Genomic DNA, 21,695 nt, shown 5'->3' with positions numbered 1-21,695 from the left:
ATGATGGAAGGGTGTTGCGAAAGACCGGCGTCTCGGCCGCCATCGTGGTGCTCCTCGGGCTCGCCGGTTGCGGGACCGACCGCACCCCGATCCCGGAGGGCATCCCGCCCGGCCCGGGCGCCCCGCTGCCCGTGATCGACCTGGACGCTCCCGGTCGCACCGCCGTCCAGTTGCGCGGCTGGGCCGATGAGCAGGCCGATGGGCTCGGCATACCGCCGATCGCGCTGGAGGCGTACGGCTACGCGGCGGCCGTGATGACCAGGGCCCGTCCCGACTGCGGCATCGCGTGGACGACGCTCGCGGGCATCGCGAGCGTGGAGAGCAAGCACGGCACCCATCGCGGGGCGCAGCTCGGCGCGGACGGCTCGGTCCGCCCGCCGATCATCGGAGTCCCGCTGGACGGCTCGCCGGGCGTCGCGTTGGTGCGGGACACCGACGGCGGCGTGCTCGACGGCGATCCGGAGCACGATCGCGCCGTCGGCCCGCTGCAGTTCATCCCGGAGACCTGGAAGCGCTGGGGCGTCGACGCAAACGGAGACGGCGTCGCGGATCCGCAGAACATCGATGACGCCGCGCTCACCGCAGCCAGGTATCTGTGCGCCAGCGGCGGCGACCTCACCTCCGAGCACGGCTGGCAGCGGGCGTTGCTCACCTACAACCAGTCGCACAGCTACCTGTTGACCGTGCGCGACCGGGCCGCGAGCTACAGCATCGGCCGCCGGGTGTGATCTCCCGGTCGCCGGAGTGCCGGTTACCCGCCTCGCCGCCGGGACGATAGGCTCGCAGCGCACGGCCCATCCCGTGAGACATACCGTGTCAGCAGCCGAAGGAGTGTCTTTTTCGTGGCCATCATCGAACAGGTCGGAGCTCGCGAGATCCTCGATTCGCGCGGTAACCCCACCGTCGAGGTCGAGATCGCTCTCGACGACGGCACCCTGACCCGGGCGGCTGTGCCCTCCGGCGCGTCCACCGGCGAGCACGAGGCCGTCGAACTGCGCGACGGCGGCGAGCGCTACGGCGGCAAGGGCGTGCGCAAGGCGGTCGAGGGCGTGCTCGACGAGATCGCGCCCGCCGTCATCGGCCTGGACGCCGTGGAGCAGCGCACCGTCGACCAGGTGCTGCTCGACCTCGACGGCACCCAGGACAAGTCCCGGCTCGGCGCCAACGCCCTGCTCGGTGTCTCGCTGGCGGTGGCCCGCGCCGCCGCCGAGTCCTCCGGCCTCGAACTGTTCCGCTACCTCGGCGGCCCGAACGCGCACGTGCTGCCCGTCCCGATGATGAACATCCTCAACGGCGGCGCGCACGCCGACACGGGCGTCGACGTGCAGGAATTCATGGTCGCCCCGATCGGCGCGCCCACCTTCAAGGAGTCGCTGCGCTGGGGCGCGGAGGTCTACCACGCGCTGAAGTCGGTGCTGAAGGCCAAGGGCCTGTCCACCGGCCTCGGTGACGAAGGCGGTTTCGCGCCCGACGTGGCGGGCACCAAGGCGGCGCTCGACCTGATCAGCGAGGCCATCGCCAAGACCGGCCTGAAGCTGGGCAGCGACGTGGCGCTGGCGCTGGACGTGGCCGCCACCGAGTTCTTCACCTCCGGCAGCGGCTACAAGTTCGAAGGTGTGGTGCGTTCGGCCGAGGAGATGGCGCAGTTCTACGCCGAGTTGATCGCCGCCTACCCGCTGGTGTCCATCGAGGACCCGCTGTCGGAGGACGACTGGAACGGCTGGGTGACCCTGACCGACCAGATCGGCGAGAAGATCCAGCTCGTCGGCGACGACCTGTTCGTCACCAACCCGGAGCGCCTGGAGGAGGGCATCGCCAAGGGCGCCGCCAACGCGCTGCTGGTCAAGGTGAACCAGATCGGCACCCTCACCGAGACCCTGGACGCGGTGGAGCTGGCGCATCGCAACGGCTACAAGACGATGATGTCGCACCGTTCCGGCGAGACCGAGGACACCACCATCGCCGACCTCGCCGTCGCGGTGGGCAGCGGCCAGATCAAAACCGGCGCCCCGGCGCGCAGTGAGCGGGTCGCCAAGTACAACCAGCTGCTGCGCATCGAGGACGCGCTCGGTGATTCGGCGCGCTACGCGGGTGACGTCGCGTTCCCCCGCTTCGCGTTCGAAGGCTGAGCTTGGGGCACGAACCCCGGGAGTACCGCGAAGTAGAGACCGAGGCGTGAGATGACGGAGCGACGTGCGCGTGGGACCAGTCCGGCCGGACGCGGGGACCGCCGCACGTCGCGTGCCGCCGGATCGCGCCCGGCCGACTCCGCCGCCAAGCGCGGTCGCAGGCGATCGGAGCCCGCGGAGAAGCCGAAACCGCGCAAGACTGGTTCGGTCGGCGACAGGCACGACCACACGTTCCTCGGCCTCTCCACCGGCAAGGCGGTGATCCTCGCGATGGTGGTGTGCGGGCTCGCGCTCACCCTCGCCGTGCCGATGCGCACGTATTTCACCCAGCGCGCGGAGGCGGCGCAGCTGGCGCAGCAGCGCGAGGAACTCGAGACGGATCTGGCCCGGCTGCGGGATCGTCGTGCGCAGCAACAGGATCCGGCCTACATCCGCAGCGAGGCGCGGGACCGCCTGCGTCTGGTGATGCCAGGCGAGACGCCGTATATCGTGCAGGTGCCCGGCATCGAGGCGCCCGCGCCGCCGCCCGCGCCCACCAGAGCCAGGGACCCCCAGCCTTGGTACACCGATTTGTGGCGCAGCATCTCCGAGCCGCAGCCGACGCCCTAGGCCGCCGCGCCACCACCTCGAGCACCGGAAGGACATAGGTGACCGCACCCACCGACCAGGATCTCGCGATCATCGCCGAGCAGCTGGGCCGTGCGCCGCGCGGCGTGCTCGCCATCGCCTACCGCACCCCGGACGGGATCCCGGCCGTTGTGAAGACCGCGCCCCGGTTGCCGGACGGCACCCCCTTCCCGACCCTCTACTATCTCACCGATCCCCGGCTCACCGCGGAGGCGAGCAGGCAGGAATCGGCCGGCGTGATGCGGGAGATGACCGAGCGGCTCGCCGCGGACGAGGAGCTGGCCGCCGCCTACCGCGCCGCGCACGAGAGCTATCTGGCCGAACGCGACGAAATCGAATCGCTCGGCACGGATTTCACCGGCGGCGGGATGCCCGAACGGGTCAAGTGCCTGCACGTGCTGATCGCCCACGCATTGGCCAAGGGGCCGGGCGTGAATCCGCTCGGCGACGAGTCGGTGGCGCTGGCCGCCGAACACGGCTTGCGCGGCACCGCGATTCCGGCCGACTGGCCCGCGTCCCGGCCGAGTAGCGCGCGAGAGACTGGAGCACAGTGATGAGTGACCGGGTAGCCGCCGTGGATTGCGGCACGAACTCCATCCGACTGCTGATCGCCGACGTGCTCGACGACGGGCGGTTGGCCGACGTGCACCGCGAGATGCGCATCGTCCGCCTCGGCCAAGGCGTCGACGCGACCGGCTCGCTGGCGCCGGAGGCGATCGAACGCACCCGCGCCGCCCTGGCCGACTACGTCGCGCTGATGCGCGAGGCGGGCGTCGGCCGGGTGCGGATGGTGGCGACGTCCGCCACCCGGGACGCCGCCAACCGGGAGGATTTCTTCGCCATGGCGCGTGCCGAACTCGGTGCGGTGGTCGCGGGCGCGGAAGCCGAGGTGATCACCGGCGACGAGGAGGCGCGCCTGTCGTTCGCCGGCGCCATCGGCGAATTGTCCAGCGCGGCCGGTCCATTCGTCGTCGTCGACCTGGGCGGCGGTTCCACCGAGCTGGTGTTCGGGGACAGCGCGGGGGTGCGCGCCGCGTTCTCCGCCGACATCGGCTGCGTCCGGATCACCGAACGGTGTCTGGCGGGCAACCCGCCGACCGCCGAGGAGATCGCCGCCGCCCGCGCCTTCGCCACCGAGCGGTTGACCGAAGCGTTCACGCACGTTCCGGTGGAAGGGGCGCACACCTGGGTCGGCGTGGCGGGCACGATGACCACGCTCGCCGCGGTCGCGCTCGATCTCCCCGAATACGACTCGGAGCGGGTGCATCTCACTCGTTTGACCTCGGAGCAGGTGCATCAGGTCTGCGACCGGCTGATCGCCATGGACCACGATGAGCGCGCAGCGCTGGGACCGATGCACCCCGGCCGGGTCGACGTGATCGGCGGCGGCGCGGTCATCACCGAAGTACTGGCGGAGGAGTTGTCCCGGCGCGCGGGTATTTCCGAGCTGATCGTCAGTGAGCACGACATCCTCGACGGCATCGCACTGTCGATCGCCTGATCCGGCTCGGCGTGGCCGCGGTCAGGTCTGTGGGACGTGTCCGTTCAGCTTCACCTCGGCGTGCGTCTCGGTTCCGGCGCGGACTCCGATTCCGGCGTGACCCGCACGGCGCGCCTTGCCGATGGCGATATCGGCGAGCCGGGAGAGCGATTCCATGTTCCGCGGCACCAGCAGGAGTTCTTGCAGCGCGTTGGGCATGAGCCGGCCCAACCCGCGTTCGGCGTGCTCGTACATCCGGATCTGGGTCTCGTCGGTCGCGGTCTCGACGAGTTCCAGCCGGATCCACGCGGCGCCGAACGGCGAGAGCTTGGCCTCTAACTCGAGCATGTGCGGCGGATCCACCGACACGACCTCCGTGGTGTCGCTCACGGTGAACGGCCATACGCCCGCGCTGTAGTGCAGCGACGCGCCGACGCCGGGCCATTCGTCGTCGACGTCGCGAATGTGCGTGGCGCCGACGACCCAGGCGGCGAACAGCCATCCGTCGGCCAGGACGGAGAAAACCTGCTCCGGTGTAGTCGGCACGGTGATTTCCACGTGGACCATCAGCTCAACGCTTTCTGGGTGCGGGCCGGTTTGCCTGTCGATTGCGGGGTGCCCGATAGGTGCGGGGGCAAACCACCGGCCGCGTCCAGGTTCCGCGGCCCGCCTGAACAGAACAAACGAATCCTCCCCGGCGCGCTTCGAGATGCGATCTTCGGAGCATGGTCGAAGCGAAAACATCGCGGGAACCAGTGGGGACACGAACCGTGTTCGGCCACCCGATCGGGCTGGCCAACTTGTTCGGCGTCGAACTCTGGGAGCGCTTCTCGTTCTACGGGATGGTCACCATCCTCGGGCACTACCTGCACTACTCGGCGACCGACGGCGGTCTGGGCCTGGGGCAAGGACACGGCCGTGGGCATCGTCGGCGCCTACGTCGGCCTGGTCTCTCTGCCCACCGTCCTGGGCGGCTGGATCGCCGACCGTTTGCCCGGGATGGAACTCACCCTCTTCTACGGCGGCGTCGTGGTCATGGCCGGGCACATCGCGCCGGCCGTGCACTCGACTCGCCCCGGAGGCTTTCCGGGCTCAGACAATGGCATTGTATTTTTTTCTCGGTTGGTCTCGGCACGTCGGTGTCGGGTAGTTTGGCTCGGTTCTATGACCCAGGTCACGAGTTCGCCTATTTCGGTATCACCGGGACGGTCATGGTGTGTGCGGGGCTGATCGTCGCCGCCATCGCACCATGGATCAGCAAATTCATGGCAGGCGTGCATTGACTCGCCGTCTGGGTACAGAACACAAGCAATTGGCACGAATTAAGGAGAACGCGTGACGAAACCCGGGCCACAAGCCGATTCGGCGGGTGATGTCTCGTCTCGGTGGGGCGGTCTGTTCCGCACCAAGTCCGTCGAACAGTCGATCCGCGACACCGACGAACCCGACTCGAAGCTACGCAAGGATTTGACCGCCTGGGACCTCACCGTCTTCGGCGTGGCCGTCGTGGTCGGCGCGGGCATCTTCACCCTCACCGCGCGCACCGCGGGCACCGTCGCGGGTCCGTCCGTCTCGCTGGCCTTCGTGTTCGCCGCGATCGCCTGCGGACTGACCGCGCTCTGCTACGCCGAGTTCGCCTCCACGGTGCCGGTGGCGGGCAGTGCCTACACCTACTCCTACGCCACCTTCGGCGAGCTCGTCGCCTGGATCATCGGCTGGGACCTGATCCTGGAGTTCGCGCTCGCCGTGGCGGTGGTGGCCAAGGGTTGGTCGCAATACCTCGGCGAGGTGCTCGGCACCACGTCTCCGATCGCGCACTTCGGCCCGGTGAACTTCGACTGGGGCGCGGTGCTGCTCATCACGGTGCTCGGCGTGCTGCTCGCGACCGGGACCAAGGTGTCCTCGCGGGTGTCGGCGGTCGCCGTCGCCATCAAGCTGGGCGTGATCGCGCTGGTGCTGGTCGTCGGCCTCACGTACTTCAAGTCCTCGAACCTCTCGCCCTACATCCCGCCGTCGCAGCCCGGTGAGCGGGGCGAGGGGCTGCGGCAGTCGCTGTTCTCCTTCCTGACCGGCGCCGGGCACAGCAACTTCGGCTGGTACGGCCTGCTCGCCGCGGCCAGCCTGGTGTTCTTCGCGTTCATCGGCTTCGACGTCGTCGCCACGACGGCGGAGGAGACCCGCAACCCGCAGAAGGCGGTGCCCCGCGGCATCCTGGGCTCGCTGCTCATCGTGACGATCCTGTACGTCGCGGTGTCGCTCGTGCTCACCGGCATGGTGCCCTACACCGAGTTGTCCCATGGCGACGCGACACTGGCCACGGCGTTCGGCATCCACGGGGTGACCTGGGCGAAGAACATCATCTCGATCGGCGCCCTCGCCGGGCTCACCACGGTGGTCATGGTGATGTATCTCGGGCAGACCCGGGTGCTGTTCGCGATGTCGCGTGACGGGCTGATGCCGCGCAAGCTCTCGCACACCGGTAAGAACGGCACGCCGGTGCGGGTCACCGTCATCGTCGGCGTGGCGTGTGCGCTGCTGGCCGGGTTCGTGGATTTCGGCACGCTGGAGGAGATGGTCAACATCGGGACGCTGTTCGCGTTCGTGCTGGTGTCGGTCGGCGTGCTCATCCTGCGACGCACGCGTCCGGACCTGCCGCGTGGATTCCGGGTTCCGCTGGTACCGCTGATCCCCATCCTGGCGGTGCTGGCGTGCGCGTGGCTGATGCTGAATCTCTCGGTGGAGACCTGGCTGCGGTTCCTGGTGTGGATGGTGATCGGGTTCGTCGTCTACTTCGCCTACTCGCGGCACAACTCCGTGCTCCGGAAGGCTTCCGTCACCTAGTACGCGGCCGGAGTTCGGGTGTGGGGTGGCGGCGGATAGCCTGACGCCGTGTCGCAGCGTGAGTTGGTTGTTCTCGGGACCGCTAGTCAGGTGCCGACGAAACAGCGAAACCACAACGGGTACCTGCTCCGGTGGGACGACGAGGCGATCCTGTTCGATCCCGGTGAGGGCACGCAACGGCAGATGACCTATGCCGGTGTGAGCGTCACCGGGCTCACCCGGATCGCCATCACCCATTTCCACGGCGACCACAGTCTCGGGCTGGCCGGAGTGGTGCAGCGGATCAACCTCGACCGGGTGCCGCATCCGGTCGACGTCTGCTTCCCGGCGTCCGGCGCGGCGTACTACGAGCGCCTGGTCAACGCGACGTCGTACTATCACCGCGCCGAGCTGCGGCCTCGCCCGATCCTCGCCCCAGGTCCCGTCGACCTGCCCGAGGCGGCGTTCACGGTGACGGCGGTGCGGCTCTCCCATCCGGTGGACACCTTCGGCTATCGGCTCAGCGAGCCGCCCGGCCGGCGCATTCTGCCGGACCGCTTGCGCGCCCTGGGATTGCGCGGCCCGATCATCTCCGAACTGCAACAGCGCGGCAGTGTCGAATTCGAGGGGCGCACGATCACTTTGGCGGAGATCAGCGAACCGCGCTCCGGTCAGAGCTTCGCCTTCGTGATGGACACCCGGCTGTGCCCCGGAATCGGGGAGCTGGCCGCCGACGTCGACATGCTCGTCATCGAAGCCACGTTCCTGGACGCCGACGAACAGCTGGCCCTCGAATACGGCCATCTCACGGCGGGCCAAGCCGCCCGGGTGGCCGCCGACGCGGGCGTTCGCACCCTGGTGCTCACCCACTTCTCCCAGCGCTACCGCGACCTCGACGAGCACTTGGCCGAAGCGGCGAAGTACTTCTCCGGCGAGATCCACATAGCCACCGACCTCGCCAGGATCCCGCTGCCACCCCGGCGCTGACACTCCGCCGCGAACATCCGACACGCCGAGATGACGCGCGGACGCTAACACCAGCCCGCCGCCACCGATCTAGTTCTCTGGGACGCCTGCCAACCCGGGCTGCGAACAACCGCCACCGGCACCGGTCACCCGACCGCGCCGTCCGGCACCCGGCCACGGCCGACGCCCCGCCACCCCGACAAATTGTCGGAATTCCGGTACAGCCGTACGACTCGGTACGCTGTCCCGGACGCCCCTATAGCCCAATTGGCAGAGGCAGCGGACTTAAAATCCGCCAAGTGTCGGTTCGAGTCCGACTGGGGGCACTCACGACCGCAGGTAGATTCCCTCTCCCGCCATTCGCTTCGACCGCGTCCACGCCCTCGGTCCGCAGTGAGTCCGCAGTAGCTGCCGGAGCTCCCCGGTTCATCGCGTCCGCGACCGGGTGCCGACCCATGCCGTATGGCTCGAGGTGCCGTCAGGCGAACTCGTCCAGTAGGTCCATCAGCGCTTCCTCGCGGCCGATGGTGAAGTACTGATGATCTCGGAGTTTTCATATCCACGAGACCGCTACGACTCGTTCGTCTTCCGGATGGCGCTCGACACGCAGCCCTGGCTCAACGCAATGCGAGCGTGGCCCGATCGCACCATCGATCGGGATACGCTTCGTTCCAACCCAGGTGTGTTGACCGGACAGAATGAGACGTTATGCGCCGAACCACCCCGACCGTCATATTGATGATGGCGGCAGTCCTGCTGACAGGATGTTCTATACCGACACAAGGACCCGACCAGGCCGAGCGTGACAGCTGGTCACGCGTGATCGAAACTGCCATCCGGGCTCTTCCCGGGGTCGTCGATGCGTCACATCGGTTCGATTACGAGGGCAAGTCGCGCACGTACCATTCCCGGCTCGAAGTGCAGCTCGAAGATGGCGCCACACCGGACGAGGCCGCGTCCGTGGTGCGTGTCATGGGCACCCAGCAGCTTCCGCCGCACTACCAAGGCGACCAGACCGAGGTCTACATCGACCGGAGGACGGACTCTTATTATGCGAATTGGCGGTTCGGTCGGGACGTGAGCGGGGAAGCCAACTCGGCACACACCTGGGTGAGAGTCTCGGCCCCCGGCACACAGGTGGGCTGGAGGTCAAGCGGCATCGACGTAGACAAGATGAGGAACGATATCGGCGTTGCAGCGGGCTCCGAGGCCGAACCCCACCGTGCCACCGCGGCGATGCGCCGAATCATCGAGGACTTCCCCGAACTGGCATCCAGCTACTGGACGGTGTCCACCGTTCATGAGGAGAGCGGGTTCAAGAATCACTCGAGCCTGGAACCCGGGTGGCTCAACACGGACCGACCACTCCGCTTCCCGCACAACCGGCCCCGCTTCCCGTCCAATGGTGAACTCGAGATGTGGGAGTGGTTCCTGACCGATCAACCTACCCCGTTCCTCGTCGAGATTTCCGTATACGACCCGCCCGGCAAAGCAGGCCGCACCCTGGATGTCGCGATATACCCTCCTGTTGGAAAGCAATTCACCGCTGCGCAGGCAACACAACTCGCCGAACGGCATCTTCCCTACTTGGCCCAGCCCGGTGCCGTGGTCGACTACACGATCGGCGACACCTACCACCCCGTTTTCGCGGTCTTCGTCGGCGGTTGCCAGCCATCCTCGCGCGACGTTCCACCGGAGTCGCAACCCTATGCGCGTCAGTATGAACGCTGCTAGGCCGTGCCACGTCAGCGAGTTTCTGCCAGGTCGCACTACTGTGTCGGCAATTGCCGACGCTACCGTGACCTGCAACGATCTGGGAAAGCAACCTCGAAATCGGCCAAGTGCCGGTTCGAGTTCGTGAGCCGAAGGTAGATCGCTTTCCTCGCTGCCTTTCACACCCGTGCAGACGCCCTCGGTCCGCAGTCCTCGGGTCGCGCTGTTGTGCCGACCTGTACCAGGAAGCCGGCAGTGCGAGCGCTAGGACGTCGGCCCATTCCACGAGAATTCGGTCGACCAAATGAGTCCTGCCGTGTGGTCGGTAAGGGTCAGCTCGAAGTCCCAGGGCGTGTCTGCGATGTCGTCCGGGATCGGGGCCTGGAAGGTTCTGATCGTTCGCGTCGCCGCGGTCGATTCGCCGGCCACCACCTCCGAGGTTCCGAAGTTGGCGCGCAGGACGGCATCGACCTCGTAGTCCCAGATGGATGGTGCGCGTTCGTCGAGCGCGGTCGCGGTGTAGAGGAACTCGATTCCGTTGGGATCGAGCGTGATCGGTCCGATCCAGGCCTCGATCGGACCATCCTCGTCGGTGACGAAAGCTGGATTCGTCAGTATGGCCAATCGGCCCCGTGGATCGCCCAGCGGCGCTGAGTAGACGATGTCGTTCGGCCGAGACAGTCGCCTCACCCAGGGACCGTCGGTGGTGACGTCGTCGATGGTCAGCTCGATATCGACCGGTGTCGTATCCGGGCCGAGGTCGGGCAATGTGAAGGTCGTGCCGGCGTGGGTGTCGGACGAGCTGCTTCCCCAGCCCACGTCGGTGGCCACACCGTTGGCCAGTGCCGACACCCCGACCTGGTAACTCCGCAACGACGGCGCGGCATCGCCGACCACTTCCGCCGCGAGGGACAGCCGCAACCCGGTGGGCGTACGCAACGCTGGTCCGACCCAACTCAGAATTCCGTTGCTGCCGTCGGACACGAATTCCGGGGGCGCCCACACGGCCAGTACACGATCGGTAGTGCGCTCGCTCGGTGACATCGTCGGCTGTGCTCCTTGATCGCGGACGCGGGAACAGCCGGTTCAGGCCCGGCGATCGGCCCGCTATCAACGTTTCATCGAATCCTTACCGAGCCAGGTCGTTATCAACCAACTGGGTCTTCCATTCGGACAGGTTCGCTGTATCCGCGTGTTTCGTCAAGGTCAGGTGTGATCGACCAATTCGGGGGCGGCCCTGCGTATGCGGCGCAGCAGCTTCGACCCTCGTTCCGAACTGATGGAGGTCAGCGTGGGGAGCGCGGTGCGCCAGAGTTTGGCCGCGTCCTCGTGGTTGCCCATGCGCCAGCGGATGAGTCCGGTCTCGGCCAGGCTGATCGCGTGAATCCGGGTGTGCGTTCTGGGATGCCAGATCGTCGCGCTCATGTGCTGATAGCGCTCGGCTTCGGCCAAGTCGCCGATCGCGAGGAATGTTTTCGCGGTCTGCCGGGTCGCGCTTGCTTTGTTCGGACAGAACAGCGCGGCCCATCGAGGAATCTCCGTCGTTGCCTCGGGCATGATCCATGGCTCGACTCGGCGAAGCGCCTTCACGGCCTGGACTTTGTCGCCCGTTTCGGCGTAGCACCGTGCCAAGGCAACTTCGAACAAAGCCATCGTGTCGGGGCTGACCTTGCCGCGTGCGCTCAGCAAGGCGCGTTCCGCGAGCGGGACACTGTTTTGTGGTTGGTGTACGTCGCTGGCGTGCAGGCGATACCCAGGATGAGCCCGGACACTTGGGTCATCGTCGGGTTCGCTACCGCAATCGGCCTGCCGCTGGTCGTCCTCGTTGTAGCGATTCTTTGGCCCGAGCAGGTTCCTCAGGACCGCTCCGTGGACGCGATTCGCCAGCGCATCGAGGAAGAAGACGGGCCGCCTTCTGCACTGTAGGTGCAGTGAACGCAGGGTATTGCCGGACACTGCAACTCGACCTGTCGATCCCACGCATGGACCGTCATGCGGCTCGAGAAAGACGTGAGTCACCGAATTCTGCACGGGGACAGCACTATTGCGGGAAAAATGGGAGCATGGCGTCGAAACCACGGCTTAGTGGCTATCGGAACTACACCGCGGACGGCACTTACTGGACGGTTCGCAAACAAGGTCGAACGTACTGGGTGGTACGCATCGACCCGACGGACGGTGAATATCGCGTGGTCGAGTGGTGGGGCGGATATCACCGGGCGGGAGCCGCCGGTGGCGCGGCCGCGCAGCTCGCATATCAGCAGGCGCTTTCTGCCGCGAAGGATGTTCTGCGCGACCATCTGCACGAAGCGCTGGAAACCATCGGGTTAGGCGCGCCCGTCTCCGCTGCGCCGGTCTCGCCGAAGGACGCACCGTCGCGTTTGGGGTCCGACGAGGAAGAGTGAGGGTCGACAACCTCCAACGATCGGGGCATCGAACAATAGGGCTGCTCTTGCATGCCGGATGGACGATCCCACACGTGCGTGATCGGCTGGGTCAGCTCGTTCGGCTGACGGGCACAGGAAGACGGTATGCGAGCCGTCGTATCCGGCGACCGTCGCCTCTTCAGCGGGAAAGTCCGTGGGCGCGGGCGATGATGCGTTCCATGGCGGTGCGGGGGAGAAGGCGGCGGAGGGTGAAGAGGGCGGGGGCGTTGCTGCCTACGGCGTAGAGGGGTTGGGGGCGCGGGGCTTCGATCGCTTTGACGATCGTGGTGGCGACCTTTTCTGGGGTGATGCCCTTGGACTGGTTTTCGTCGAGTTTCGCCATGAAGGTCGTGAAATCGGCGGTGTGGGGGGAGTCGTCGCTGAGGTACTTGGTGCGGCGTTCGCGGAGTCCGGTGTCGATCTGGCCGGGCTCGACGGCGGTGATCCAGACGCCGAAGGGGGATTCCTCGAAGCGGGCGGCGACCGCGAAGCCGCGTAGCGCCGCCTTGGTGGCGACATAGGAGGAGCGGTAGGGCATGGGGAAGCTGGCGAGCATCGAGCCGACCATGACGACGCGCCCGTAGCGGCGATCCCGCATGCCGGGCAGCACCGCCTTGGTCAGGGCGATCGGGCCGAGCACATTCAGCTGGAACAGTCGCTCGACGGCGTCGGTGGGCAACTCGGCCAGCGGTCCCGCCTGGCTCTCGCCCGCATTGTTCACGAGCACGTCGACGTGGTCCAGACCGGCGGCGAAGGCCTCGATCGAAGCCGGATCGGTGAGGTCGAGCGCGCGGTACTCGACCTCGGGCAGCACGGCGTCCGAACCGATGGCGTCGGGATTGCGGCTGGTGCCGATCACCCGATACCCCCGCCCGGCCAGCGCGGCGGCCGTAGCCTTCCCGATTCCGGACGACGCACCGGTGACCACAGCGACGCGAGACATAACGCTCCTTTTCGACGGCAACATGCTGACGATATCGTCAGCTCTCGCTCTGTGCTACCAGAAAGTAACTTCGGTGCCGTCGATGTGCTGCGGAGCCGACCGCACGACGAACGCGGCGTCGATGCCCGCCCGGCCCAATGGCGGTGGGAAACGGGAGTACAACACGTGGTGGCGGCTCGGATATTGCCCATTGAATTCTGCATGGCGGGTTCGAGCCCGGACGTGGCGTCGGCGGGCTGTCGTGTGTGCCGCGCTCGCGTGGTTCGCGGGCCTGTGAGCTGGGCGGACGGGTGTGCATGGCGACGTGGGATGCGCACCGGCGCAGTCGAAATCGTTCACCGGAGGGAAGCCGTTCCGGATGTCGGCGGTGGAGGGATGGGGCTAGTGTTGGCCGGCGCGGTGCAGGCCGGAGACGCTGCCGCGTTACCCCCGACGCCGAGGAGATTGTGGTGGTTGTCGATACCGTCCGCGAGGAACAGGCGATCCGTCAGATGACGGAGCGGCTGGTCGAAAACTACACCGAGACTTATTCTCCGGACCATATCGAGAGCGCCGTCGGTGCGGCGCGGCGGAAATTCGAGGGCCGCCCGGTGCGGCAGTTCGTCCCGATTCTGATCGAGCGGTTGGTGCGGCGGGAATTGGAGAAGTCTCCCGAGGCGGAAGTGCAACCCACCACGGTCCCGATGGACAAGTCGCCGCAGGCCCCCGCCGCCGCTCCCGGGAAACTGTCGGAGATCCGTGAGCTTTTGTCGTCCAAGAAGCGTTTCGCACCGTACGCCGTGGGCGCCGTCGTCGTTCTGACGGTGATCGCCGTGGTTCTCGCCGTGCGGCAACCCGCTCCGGAGGCGCCCGCCGCCGCTCCCGCGCCCGCCGCGGCGCTCACGGTCGTCCACGGTGTGGTCGGCTCGGAGAAGATGCCGTTCTTCTCCGACCCCAAGGTGATCGACGCGCTGGCGCGCAACGGCGTGCGCGTCGAGGTCGAGCCCGCCGGTTCGCGGCAGATCGCCACGTCCATCGATCTCACGAAATTCGATTTCGCCTTCCCGTCCAGCGAACCGGCCGCCGAGCGAATCCAGCGGCAGCGCAACGTGACCGCGAAATACACGCCGTTCTCCTCGCCGATGGCCGTCGCGACGTTCGCGCCGATCACCGAGCTGCTCACCCGGGCGGGAGCGGTGCGCCCCGGCCAGGTGCCGACGCTCGACCTGCGCCGCTACCTCGAGCTGGTGCGCAACGGCACCCGCTGGGACGAACTGCCCGACAACACCGCCTACCCGGTGCGCAAGAACATCCTGATCTCCACCACCGACCCGCGCAGCTCCAACTCCGCGGCCATGTATCTGGCCGCGGCGAGCTATGTCGCGAACAACAACACGATCGTGCAGGGGCAGAACGCCGAGCAGGCCGTCCTCCCCGCGGTGTCGCGGCTTTTCGTGGGCCAGGGTTACACCGAGAACACCACCGAGGGCCCGTTCAACAACTACCTCGCCACGGGTATGGGCCCGACGCCGATGGCCTGGATCTACGAGGCGCAGTACGTCGAGGCGACCGTGCGCGGCCAGATCAAACCCGAGATGACGCTGCTGTACCCGTCACCGACGGTGTTGTCCCGGCACACGCTGGTGCCGTTCGGCGCGACGGGTGACCGGCTCGGGCGCCTGCTGTCCACCGACCCGGAATTGCAGCGCCTGGCCGCCGAGCACGGCTTCCGCACCAACGACGGCGCCCAGTTCGCGAAGGTCGTCGCCGAACGCAACGTCCCGGTGGCCCCGGACCTGCTGGACGTCGTCGCCACCCCGACCTACGACACCCTGGAGCACCTGCTCGACGGAGTAACCAAGTCCTACAACTGAACCCGGGGCGGATCGCCGCTAGCGTTTCGGTGGAGAGGATCCGGGCACCCTCTTCGCATCAGATACCGGAACAACGGCCGGTATCGCGGCGGGAGGAACGACCAGTGACAGCGGACGACGGCCCATGGGAGATCCCTCCGATCGATGACGCCCCGGATATCGCGCGCGACTCCGCGCCGCCGCCGGGAGCGACGATGGCCGACACCAGGAACTGGCCGGGGTACGGGTTGCTGCTGGTCGCCGCGGCGGGTGCGATAACCGCGGCGGTGCTCGCCGGCTGGGGGTTCGGCAGGCTCTCGGTCGTGGCCGCGATCATCACGGTCGTCTTCCTGCTGATCGGGGTGGGCCTGATCGTGCTGGAGCAGGTGCGGGCCCGCAGGCACGCCGCACCGCCCGCCGAACGGGCCACCGTGCCGCCGGGGTACTGAGGAGCGTCAATCCCGGGGCAGGAAACCCGACTCGATGAACTCCCGGACGAAGGTGTCCACCACCGCACGGTCGATCTCCGGGCAGGCCATGCCGGTGTCCGCGAGCGCGGCGCGGGTGTGTTCGTCGGCCCAGTCGAGGTGACCGGCGAGTCCGGCGAAGTCGTGGCTCAGCAGGGCCGCGCGCACCAGCGAATCGTCGCCGAGCGCGTCGCGCCGCCGCGCTTCCCTGGCCAGGCCCGCGCGCACCGTGTCCTCCGGCATCGTCGCCACCGGCAAACCGTGCGCGCGCAGACTGGCGAGGATCTCCCCGACCGCTACCGGGGCCCGATTGACCAGGTGATAGACGGTTTCCGAGCGCGGACGAGCCGAGATCTCCACGATCGCGCCCGCCACATAGCTCACCGGAACCAAGGAAACGGTCGCCTCGCCCACGTCGGGCGCCATGCCGAGCATCGCGGCGGCTCGCACCATGTTCCACAGCGAATCCTGCGGGCTGTTGACGCCGATGTCCGGGCAACCGCAGATGGTGCTCGGACGGTAGATGGCGATGGGCACACCACGTTCGCCTGCTTGGCGGACCAGTTCCTCGGCGGCCCATTTGGAGGCGAGGTAGCCGTTGCCGGACACCTGCCCCGCGGGTAGGCGGATGTCCTCGGTGACCACCGGCGAATCCGGCGTCGCGGCGACGGCCGCGCCCATGGTAGAGACCAGGTGGAACGGCTTGACCCGCCGCGCCGTCGCCAGCCGCAACAACTCGCGGGTGCCCTCGACGTTGGCCTGCCGTAGCCGGGCATAAGGATCGACGTGATTGACGCGCGCGCCGTTGTGATAGATCACGTCGATGCTGTCGGCCAATCGGTCGTAATCGGCCGGGTCGAGGCCGAGGCGCGGTGCGGTGAGGTCGCCCGCGACGACGACGATCCGCTCCGCGGCGGTGGTTCCGGAGAGCCGGTAGTGGCTCAGCGCACCGAGGATTCGGTCGATGCCTTCCTCGGCGTCGGCGGCGCGCACCACGCACCACACCCTCGCCTCGGTGCGATCCAGCAGGGCTTGCAGCAGGTGTACGCCGAGAAAGCCGGTCGCGCCGGTCAGCAGGATCTCCTGTGGCGGACCGGTGTGCGCGGGCTCGCATCCGCCGATGCCGATCTCCGGCTCCAGCACGGCGTCGCGTTCGGGCGTCGCCGCGGTGGGGGCGGACCCGCCCGCTAGTCGCGCCGCGAGGCCGCCGACGGTCGGGGTCGCGAGGATCGCCGACATCGGCACGTCGCGGCGGAGCCGCTCCGACAGCCGCTGGTGCAATGTGAACGCGAGTAGTGACGACCCGCCGAGTTCGAAGAAGTCGTCGGCCACCCCGATCGGGGACACGCCGAGCACGTCGGCGAAGACGTCCGCGACCGCGCGCTCCAGTGCGGTGCCGGGCTGCGCACCGGTGCGTGCGGCGAATACCGGCTGGGGTAGCGCGGCGCGGTCGAGCTTCCCGCTGGTGTTCACCGGCAACGCGTCGAGCGCCAGCACCGCCGACGGCACCATGTAACCGGGCAGCACGCGAGCGACCGACTGACGCACGACATCCGGGTCGACCGTGGCCCCCGGCGCCGCGACGACGTAGCCGACCAGCCGGTCACCGGCATCGGAGCCCTTGACCGCCACCGCGGCCCGGCCCACCGCAGGGTCGGCCAGCAAAGCCGCTTCGATCTCACCGAGTTCGATGCGGTGGCCGCGGACCTTGACCTGGAAATCCGTGCGGCCCAGATAGTCCAGGGTACCGATGCGGTGCCAGCGCACCAGGTCACCGGTCCGGTACATCCGTTCGCCCGGGTGCAGCGGATCGGCGACGAACCGGGCCGCGGTCAGACCCGGCGCGCCATGGTAACCGCGGGCCAGCTGAATGCCACCGAGGTAGAGCTCGCCCGCCACTCCCACCGGAACCGGCCGCAACCGGTCGTCCAGCACGTGGCAGCGCGAATTCCATTCCGGCACACCGATGGGAACGCCGGCCGCGGTGCGATCGGCGGCCGAGACCGCGTGTCGCGTGATACTCACCGCGGCCTCGGTAGGTCCGTACAGGTTGTGCAACTCGGCCGTGGTCACGTTCGCGAAGGCACGCGCGGTTTCCGGCGGCAGCGCCTCTCCGATGACGAAAACAGCTCGTAGCGAGGACAGTTCGTCCGCCGTTGCCTGCTGGGCGAATACCGTGAGCATCGCGGGAACGAAATCGGTGAGCGTCACCCGGTGCTCGGCGATCAGCCGGGACAGCGCCGCCGGGTCGCGATGCTCGTCCGGTCCGGCCAGCACCATCCGCGCGCCCGCGCGCAGCGGCAGGAAGTAGCCCCACAGGGACACGTCGAAGGTCGCGGGAGTTTTGTGCAGATAGACGTCGGTGGCGTCGACAGCGTATTCCGCCTGCATCCAAGCGAGCTGGTGCACGATCGCCCGATGGCTGATCGCCACGCCCTTGGGGCGGCCGGTCGACCCGGAGGTGTAGATGAGATAGGCGGGGTGGTCGGCGTGCCACGGTGTCCGGCGCTCGGCGTCGAGCACGGGTTCCGCGCCGAAGCGGTCGAGGTCCAGGGTGTCGATGTCGTAAGCCTCGGCCGCGGTGAAACCGTCCGCCGCGGTGGTCAGCACGCACCGGGGCGCCGCCGATTCGAGCACGTACCGGATGCGCTCGGCCGGGTGTCCCGGGTCGATCGGCACCCAGGCCGCGCCCGCCGCCACGATCGCGTGCAGCGCAACGACCTGCTGGATCGACCGCCGCATCGCCACCGCGACGACGGTCTCCGCACCCACGCCTCGTTCGATCAGCCAGCGAGCCAGCCGCGCGGATCGTTCGAGCAGTCGCGCGTAAGTGAGCGTCTCGGATCCGCAGACCACCGCGATCGCGTCCGGCGTCGCCGCGGCCTGCCGCGCCGTCGCGGCGGTGAGCGGCTCGGCCCGCACGTCGTGCTCGGCTCCGGCGCCCCAGGAGCGGATGCGTTTGTGCTCGACCGGGTCCATGATGTCGATGTCGCCGACCACGGCGTCGGGCTCGGCCGCGACCCGCAGCAGGGTGCGGATGTAGCCGTCGAGGAAGCGCTGCACCGTGTGCTCGTCGAACAGGTCTGTGCTGTAACCGAATCGGATGATGATCTCGCCGGGCTCGCCGTCGTCGTCGCGGATGTCGACCACGCCGATGTGCAGATCGGTTTTCGCCGTGTCGGCGTCCACGTCGAGGAACGACACGCTGGGCCCGGACAGGTCCAAGGTGGCCTGCGTGAAATTCTGGAAGGCGAAGCCGACCTGGTAGAGCGGGTGGCGTCCGGGTGATCGGGTCGGATCGACGGCGTCGACCACGTGCTCGAACGGCACCTCGGAGTGCGCGAAGTTGACCAGATCCCGTTCCCGGGTGCGGTGCAGCAGAGCGGTGAAACTCTCCGCGGGCTCGATCCTGGTCCGGGAGACGGTGGTGTTGACGAACATGCCGACGACATCCGCGAGCGCGGGCTCGGCCCGGTTGGTCATCGGCACGCCGATCGCGATGTCGTAGCTTCCGGACAGGCGGGCCAGCAGCACGGCGAGCGCCGAGCGCATCACCATGAACAGCGTCGATCGGTGGGCGCGCGCGACGGTGAGCAGGTCGCGGTGCAAGGTCGCGGGCACCGTCCGCTGAGTGGCCGAGCCGCGCAGTGTGGCCACCGGCGGGCGCGGCCGGTCGGCGGGCAGGTCGAGTTCGTCGGGCAGACCGGCCAGCTCGCCGGTCCAGTACGCCAGTTGCCGCGACAGCGGTGAATCGGGGTCGTCGCGGGAACCGAGCAGATCCTGCTGCCACAGGGCATAGTCGGCGTACTGCACATCCGGTGGCAGCCAGGCCGGGGCGGCTCCCGCGCTACGGGCGGCGTAGGCCAAAGCGACGTCGCGGGCCAGCGGCGCCAGCGAGGATCCGTCGGCGCAGATGTGGTGAAGGGCGCAGACCAGGACGTACTCGGTGGGGGTGCGCAGCAGCCGGACGCGCAGCGGCACCTCGGCCGACACGTCGAACCCGTGCCGCAGGATGGCGCGGACGCGGTCGGGTACCGCGTCGTCGGACAGTTCCTCCACCGCGAAATCGTCTACCACCTGCTCGGTGCCGAGGATGAGTTGCCGCGGTCCGTTCGCGTCGGCGGGATAACTCGTACGCAGCGACTCGTGCCGCTCGACCGTGTCGGCGAATGCCGCGCGCAAGGCGGGAATATCCAGCTCCGACAGCCGCAGCGCGAAGCCGATGTTGTCCACCGAGGACGTCGTGTCGAACTGGTTGCGCAGCCAGAACCGCAGCTGGGCCGGCGACAGCGGGATACGCTCCGGCCTGGTCCGTGCGCGCAACACCGGGCGTGCGGTGTCGAATTGCTGCGAGCGGATCGCCTTGGACAAGGTGGTGACTGTCGGATGGTCGAACACCAGCCGGGGTGGGATGCGCAGCCGCCATATTTCGCTCAGGCGCGCGGCGACCTGCGTCGCCAGCAGCGAGTTGCCGCCCGCCGCGAAGAAATCGGCGTCCGCGCTGAACCGCTCTCGGCGCAGCACGCGTGCGAAGACCTCGGCGACCGTTTCCTCGCCGAGGTCGACGGCGGGCCGGTAGTCCGGCTCGTCCAGGGCGCGCACGCGCAGCGCGGGCCGATCGGCCTTGCCCGTCGGGGTGCGTGGGATCCGATCCACGACCGTGATCGTGTTGGGCACCATGTACTTCGGCAGCAGCGCGGCCAGCGCGTCGGCCAGCGTGGCGGGGTCAGGGGCATGGCCCGGTTCCGGTTGGACGAAGGCGGCCAGCGTGGTCTCGCCCGCGGCGGTCTTGCGGTCGACGGTCACGGCCAGCCGGACGCCGGGCTGTGTCGACAGGATGGCGTCGATCTCGCCGAGTTCGATCCGGAAACCCCTGACCTTGACCTGGTCGTCGGCCCGGCCGAAATAGTCCAGATGGCCCGAGGTGGTGCGCCGGACGAGGTCGCCGGTGCGGTACATCCGCGAGCCGGGCGGTCCGAACGGATCGGCGAGGAACCGCTGTCCGGTCAGAGCCGGGCGTCCGTGGTACCCCCGCGCCACCCCGGGCCCGGACACGTACAGTTCGCCGACGACGCCGACGCCGACCGGGCGCAACCGGTGATCGAGTACCTGGCAGCGCATACCCGGCACAGCCGACCCGATGGTGACCGGTGCGTCCGGTGACAACGGCGGGCTCAGCGTCGCCATGATGGTGGATTCCGTGGGGCCGTAGGCATTCTGGAACAGACGGCCGTCGGCCGCCCAGTGCCGGGGCAACATCGGCGGGCACGGCTCGCCGCCGACCATGACCGAACGCAGGGCGGGCAGTCCGGTCGGCTCGATGGTGGCCAGCGCGGACGGAGTGAGGAAGGCGTGGGTGATCGCCTGCCGTGCGAGCAGTTCCACCAGTGCGGTGCCGCCGTACAGGGTCGGTGGGGCGATCACCAGCGTGGCGGCGGAGCAGATCGCGAGCAGCAACTCCAGCACCGAGGCGTCGAAGCTCGGTGACGCGAAGTGCAGCACCCGCGCGTCTTTGTCCAGCGCCTGCCGCGCGGCCAGTTCGGCGCACAGCGGGGCGAGCCCGGCATGGGTCACGGCGACGCCTTTCGGGCGTCCGGTCGATCCCGATGTGTAGATCACGTAGGCCGCGTGGGTGGCGCGAAGTCGAACGGGGCGTTCGAAATACGCGATCGGGCTCGCGGGATTCGCCGCCACCTGTGCGATCACTTCGGCATCGTCCAGCGCGAGCCAGCGCACCTCGGTGGGTAGTGTCGCCGCGTGGGCGGCCTGGGTCAGGCCCAGCGCGGCACCGCTGTCGATGACCTGGAACTTGATGCGGGACAGGGGAAGTGCCGGATCCACAGGGACGAACGCCGCACCGGACTTCGCGATCGCCCACACCGCGAGCACCGAATCGAGCGAACGCGGCAGCGCCACCGCCACCGCTGTTTCGGGGCCCGCGCCCGCGGCGATCAGCGTGCGGGCCAGCCGCGAGGAGCGCGCGTCGAGGTCGCGGTAGGTGATCTCGCTGTCGTCGCAGACCACGGCGACGCCGTCGGGATTGTGCTCCGCGGCGGCGGCCAGCAGCGCGGCGAACGTCGGCGTGGCCGATTCGGCGGATCTGCGGCGGCGGCCTTTCCGGGCGGGTGGACGAGTATCCCGGATACCGCTGGTCATGTAATCGTCCCGTTCCGCGTGGCAGTAAACGGCCAGATGCTACAGCCGCACGGCGGGATTCCTCAACGATGAGAAGGCGATACCGCTCTGGTCGAACGGCGGCGCGTGCCGCGAGCCGTTGGCACGCGCGTGAGCC

At 68.3% G+C, this 21,695-nt stretch carries 16 protein-coding genes, 1 tRNA gene and 1 pseudogene; 13 read left to right on the top strand and 5 right to left on the bottom strand.

The features are described from left to right. The first annotated feature begins 11 nt into the window (after nt 1-11). The 5 genes from ACWESM_RS04480 to ACWESM_RS04460 all read left to right on the top strand — a co-directional run bounded on the left by ACWESM_RS04480 (nt 12) and on the right by ACWESM_RS04460 (nt 4,257). Nucleotides 12-728 (top strand): lytic transglycosylase domain-containing protein, encoded by a 717-nt coding sequence (locus ACWESM_RS04480; RefSeq protein ID WP_364428982.1) that lies wholly within the window; start codon nt 12-14, stop codon nt 726-728. A gap of 114 nt (nt 729-842) precedes the next feature. After that, complete coding sequence (eno, locus tag ACWESM_RS04475; protein ID WP_355074472.1) at nt 843-2,129, top strand: phosphopyruvate hydratase; 1,287 nt, start codon at nt 843-845, stop codon at nt 2,127-2,129. 51 nt (nt 2,130-2,180) lie between these two features. Continuing rightward, complete coding sequence (locus ACWESM_RS04470; protein WP_379255352.1) at nt 2,181-2,738, top strand: FtsB family cell division protein; 558 nt, start codon at nt 2,181-2,183, stop codon at nt 2,736-2,738. Between the two features lie 38 nt (nt 2,739-2,776). Then, nucleotides 2,777-3,310, top strand: coding sequence for a DUF501 domain-containing protein (locus ACWESM_RS04465; RefSeq protein ID WP_355074468.1), 534 nt, complete (start codon nt 2,777-2,779; stop codon nt 3,308-3,310). Next, nucleotides 3,310-4,257: a Ppx/GppA phosphatase family protein gene (locus ACWESM_RS04460; protein WP_355074467.1), complete on the top strand. Its 948-nt coding sequence runs from the start codon at nt 3,310-3,312 to the stop codon at nt 4,255-4,257. The genes ACWESM_RS04465 and ACWESM_RS04460 overlap by 1 nt, the downstream gene beginning before the upstream one ends. A 21-nt stretch (nt 4,258-4,278) precedes the next feature. Here ACWESM_RS04460 and ACWESM_RS04455 read toward each other — a convergent pair whose 3' ends face one another. Then, a complete protein-coding gene (locus ACWESM_RS04455) occupies nt 4,279-4,803 on the bottom strand; it encodes an SRPBCC family protein (RefSeq protein ID WP_355074465.1) in 525 nt (174 codons plus the stop codon). Between the two features lie 158 nt (nt 4,804-4,961). On the opposite strand from ACWESM_RS04455, the pseudogene ACWESM_RS04450 reads away from it, so the two are divergent. The 5 genes and pseudogenes from ACWESM_RS04450 to ACWESM_RS04430 all read left to right on the top strand — a co-directional run. Then, nucleotides 4,962-5,298 (top strand): annotated as a pseudogene (locus ACWESM_RS04450) (MFS transporter); the annotation flags it as partial. A 273-nt stretch (nt 5,299-5,571) separates the two neighbouring features. Beyond that, nucleotides 5,572-7,077 (top strand): amino acid permease, encoded by a 1,506-nt coding sequence (locus ACWESM_RS04445; protein WP_452490966.1) that lies wholly within the window; start codon nt 5,572-5,574, stop codon nt 7,075-7,077. Nucleotides 7,078-7,125: 48 nt separating this feature from the next. Beyond that, nucleotides 7,126-8,043 (top strand): ribonuclease Z, encoded by a 918-nt coding sequence (locus ACWESM_RS04440; protein WP_452490965.1) that lies wholly within the window; start codon nt 7,126-7,128, stop codon nt 8,041-8,043. A gap of 231 nt (nt 8,044-8,274) precedes the next feature. Continuing rightward, nucleotides 8,275-8,348 (top strand) — tRNA-Leu (locus ACWESM_RS04435). A gap of 382 nt (nt 8,349-8,730) precedes the next feature. Continuing rightward, the gene (locus ACWESM_RS04430; protein ID WP_452490964.1) at nt 8,731-9,756 is read left to right on the top strand and encodes a hypothetical protein; all 1,026 of its coding nucleotides are present in this window, start codon (nt 8,731-8,733) and stop codon (nt 9,754-9,756) included. A gap of 243 nt (nt 9,757-9,999) precedes the next feature. Here the strand turns inward: ACWESM_RS04430 and ACWESM_RS04425 are convergent, their stop codons facing one another. Together ACWESM_RS04425 and ACWESM_RS04420 are read right to left on the bottom strand one after the other, a co-directional pair. Further along, entirely contained in the window at nt 10,000-10,779 is a 780-nt protein-coding gene (locus ACWESM_RS04425) for a hypothetical protein (protein WP_452490963.1), read from the bottom strand. A 162-nt stretch (nt 10,780-10,941) separates the two neighbouring features. Further along, entirely contained in the window at nt 10,942-11,691 is a 750-nt protein-coding gene (locus tag ACWESM_RS04420; RefSeq protein WP_452490962.1) for a hypothetical protein, read from the bottom strand. Between the two features lie 107 nt (nt 11,692-11,798). On the opposite strand from ACWESM_RS04420, the gene ACWESM_RS04415 reads away from it, so the two are divergent. Beyond that, a complete protein-coding gene (locus tag ACWESM_RS04415) occupies nt 11,799-12,140 on the top strand; it encodes a hypothetical protein (RefSeq protein ID WP_452490961.1) in 342 nt (113 codons plus the stop codon). Nucleotides 12,141-12,300: 160 nt separating this feature from the next. Here ACWESM_RS04415 and ACWESM_RS04410 read toward each other — a convergent pair whose 3' ends face one another. Beyond that, entirely contained in the window at nt 12,301-13,104 is an 804-nt protein-coding gene (locus tag ACWESM_RS04410) for an SDR family oxidoreductase (protein ID WP_364429013.1), read from the bottom strand. A gap of 449 nt (nt 13,105-13,553) precedes the next feature. Between ACWESM_RS04410 and ACWESM_RS04405 the strand changes: the two genes are divergently transcribed. After that, entirely contained in the window at nt 13,554-14,957 is a 1,404-nt protein-coding gene (locus ACWESM_RS04405; RefSeq protein WP_452490960.1) for a three-helix bundle dimerization domain-containing protein, read from the top strand. Nucleotides 14,958-15,061: 104 nt separating this feature from the next. Next, nucleotides 15,062-15,385, top strand: coding sequence for a hypothetical protein (locus ACWESM_RS04400; RefSeq protein ID WP_355078563.1), 324 nt, complete (start codon nt 15,062-15,064; stop codon nt 15,383-15,385). A 6-nt stretch (nt 15,386-15,391) separates the two neighbouring features. On the opposite strand, the gene ACWESM_RS04395 is transcribed toward ACWESM_RS04400, so the two are convergent. Next, the gene (locus tag ACWESM_RS04395) at nt 15,392-21,559 is read right to left on the bottom strand and encodes an amino acid adenylation domain-containing protein (protein WP_452490959.1); all 6,168 of its coding nucleotides are present in this window, start codon (nt 21,557-21,559) and stop codon (nt 15,392-15,394) included. Nucleotides 21,560-21,695: the final 136 nt, after the last annotated feature.

Source organism: Nocardia sp. NPDC003999 (assembly GCF_053604885.1).
Note: the sequence above shows the minus strand (reverse complement) of the source record. Positions and strands in the feature narration are given on the sequence as shown.

Bases quoted from the DNA above. Each gene is read 5' to 3' on its own strand.
- ACWESM_RS04470 (WP_379255352.1), top strand. From the start codon at position 2,181: ATGACGGAGCGACGTGCGCGTGGGACCAGTCCGGCCGGACGCGGGGAC.
- ACWESM_RS04460 (WP_355074467.1), top strand. From the start codon at position 3,310: ATGAGTGACCGGGTAGCCGCCGTGGATTGCGGCACGAACTCCATCCGA.
- ACWESM_RS04455 (WP_355074465.1), bottom strand. From the start codon at position 4,803: ATGGTCCACGTGGAAATCACCGTGCCGACTACACCGGAGCAGGTTTTC.
- ACWESM_RS04430 (WP_452490964.1), top strand. From the start codon at position 8,731: ATGCGCCGAACCACCCCGACCGTCATATTGATGATGGCGGCAGTCCTG.
- ACWESM_RS04425 (WP_452490963.1), bottom strand. From the start codon at position 10,779: ATGTCACCGAGCGAGCGCACTACCGATCGTGTACTGGCCGTGTGGGCG.
- ACWESM_RS04415 (WP_452490961.1), top strand. From the start codon at position 11,799: ATGGCGTCGAAACCACGGCTTAGTGGCTATCGGAACTACACCGCGGAC.
- ACWESM_RS04410 (WP_364429013.1), bottom strand. From the start codon at position 13,104: ATGTCTCGCGTCGCTGTGGTCACCGGTGCGTCGTCCGGAATCGGGAAG.
- ACWESM_RS04395 (WP_452490959.1), bottom strand. From the start codon at position 21,559: ATGACCAGCGGTATCCGGGATACTCGTCCACCCGCCCGGAAAGGCCGC.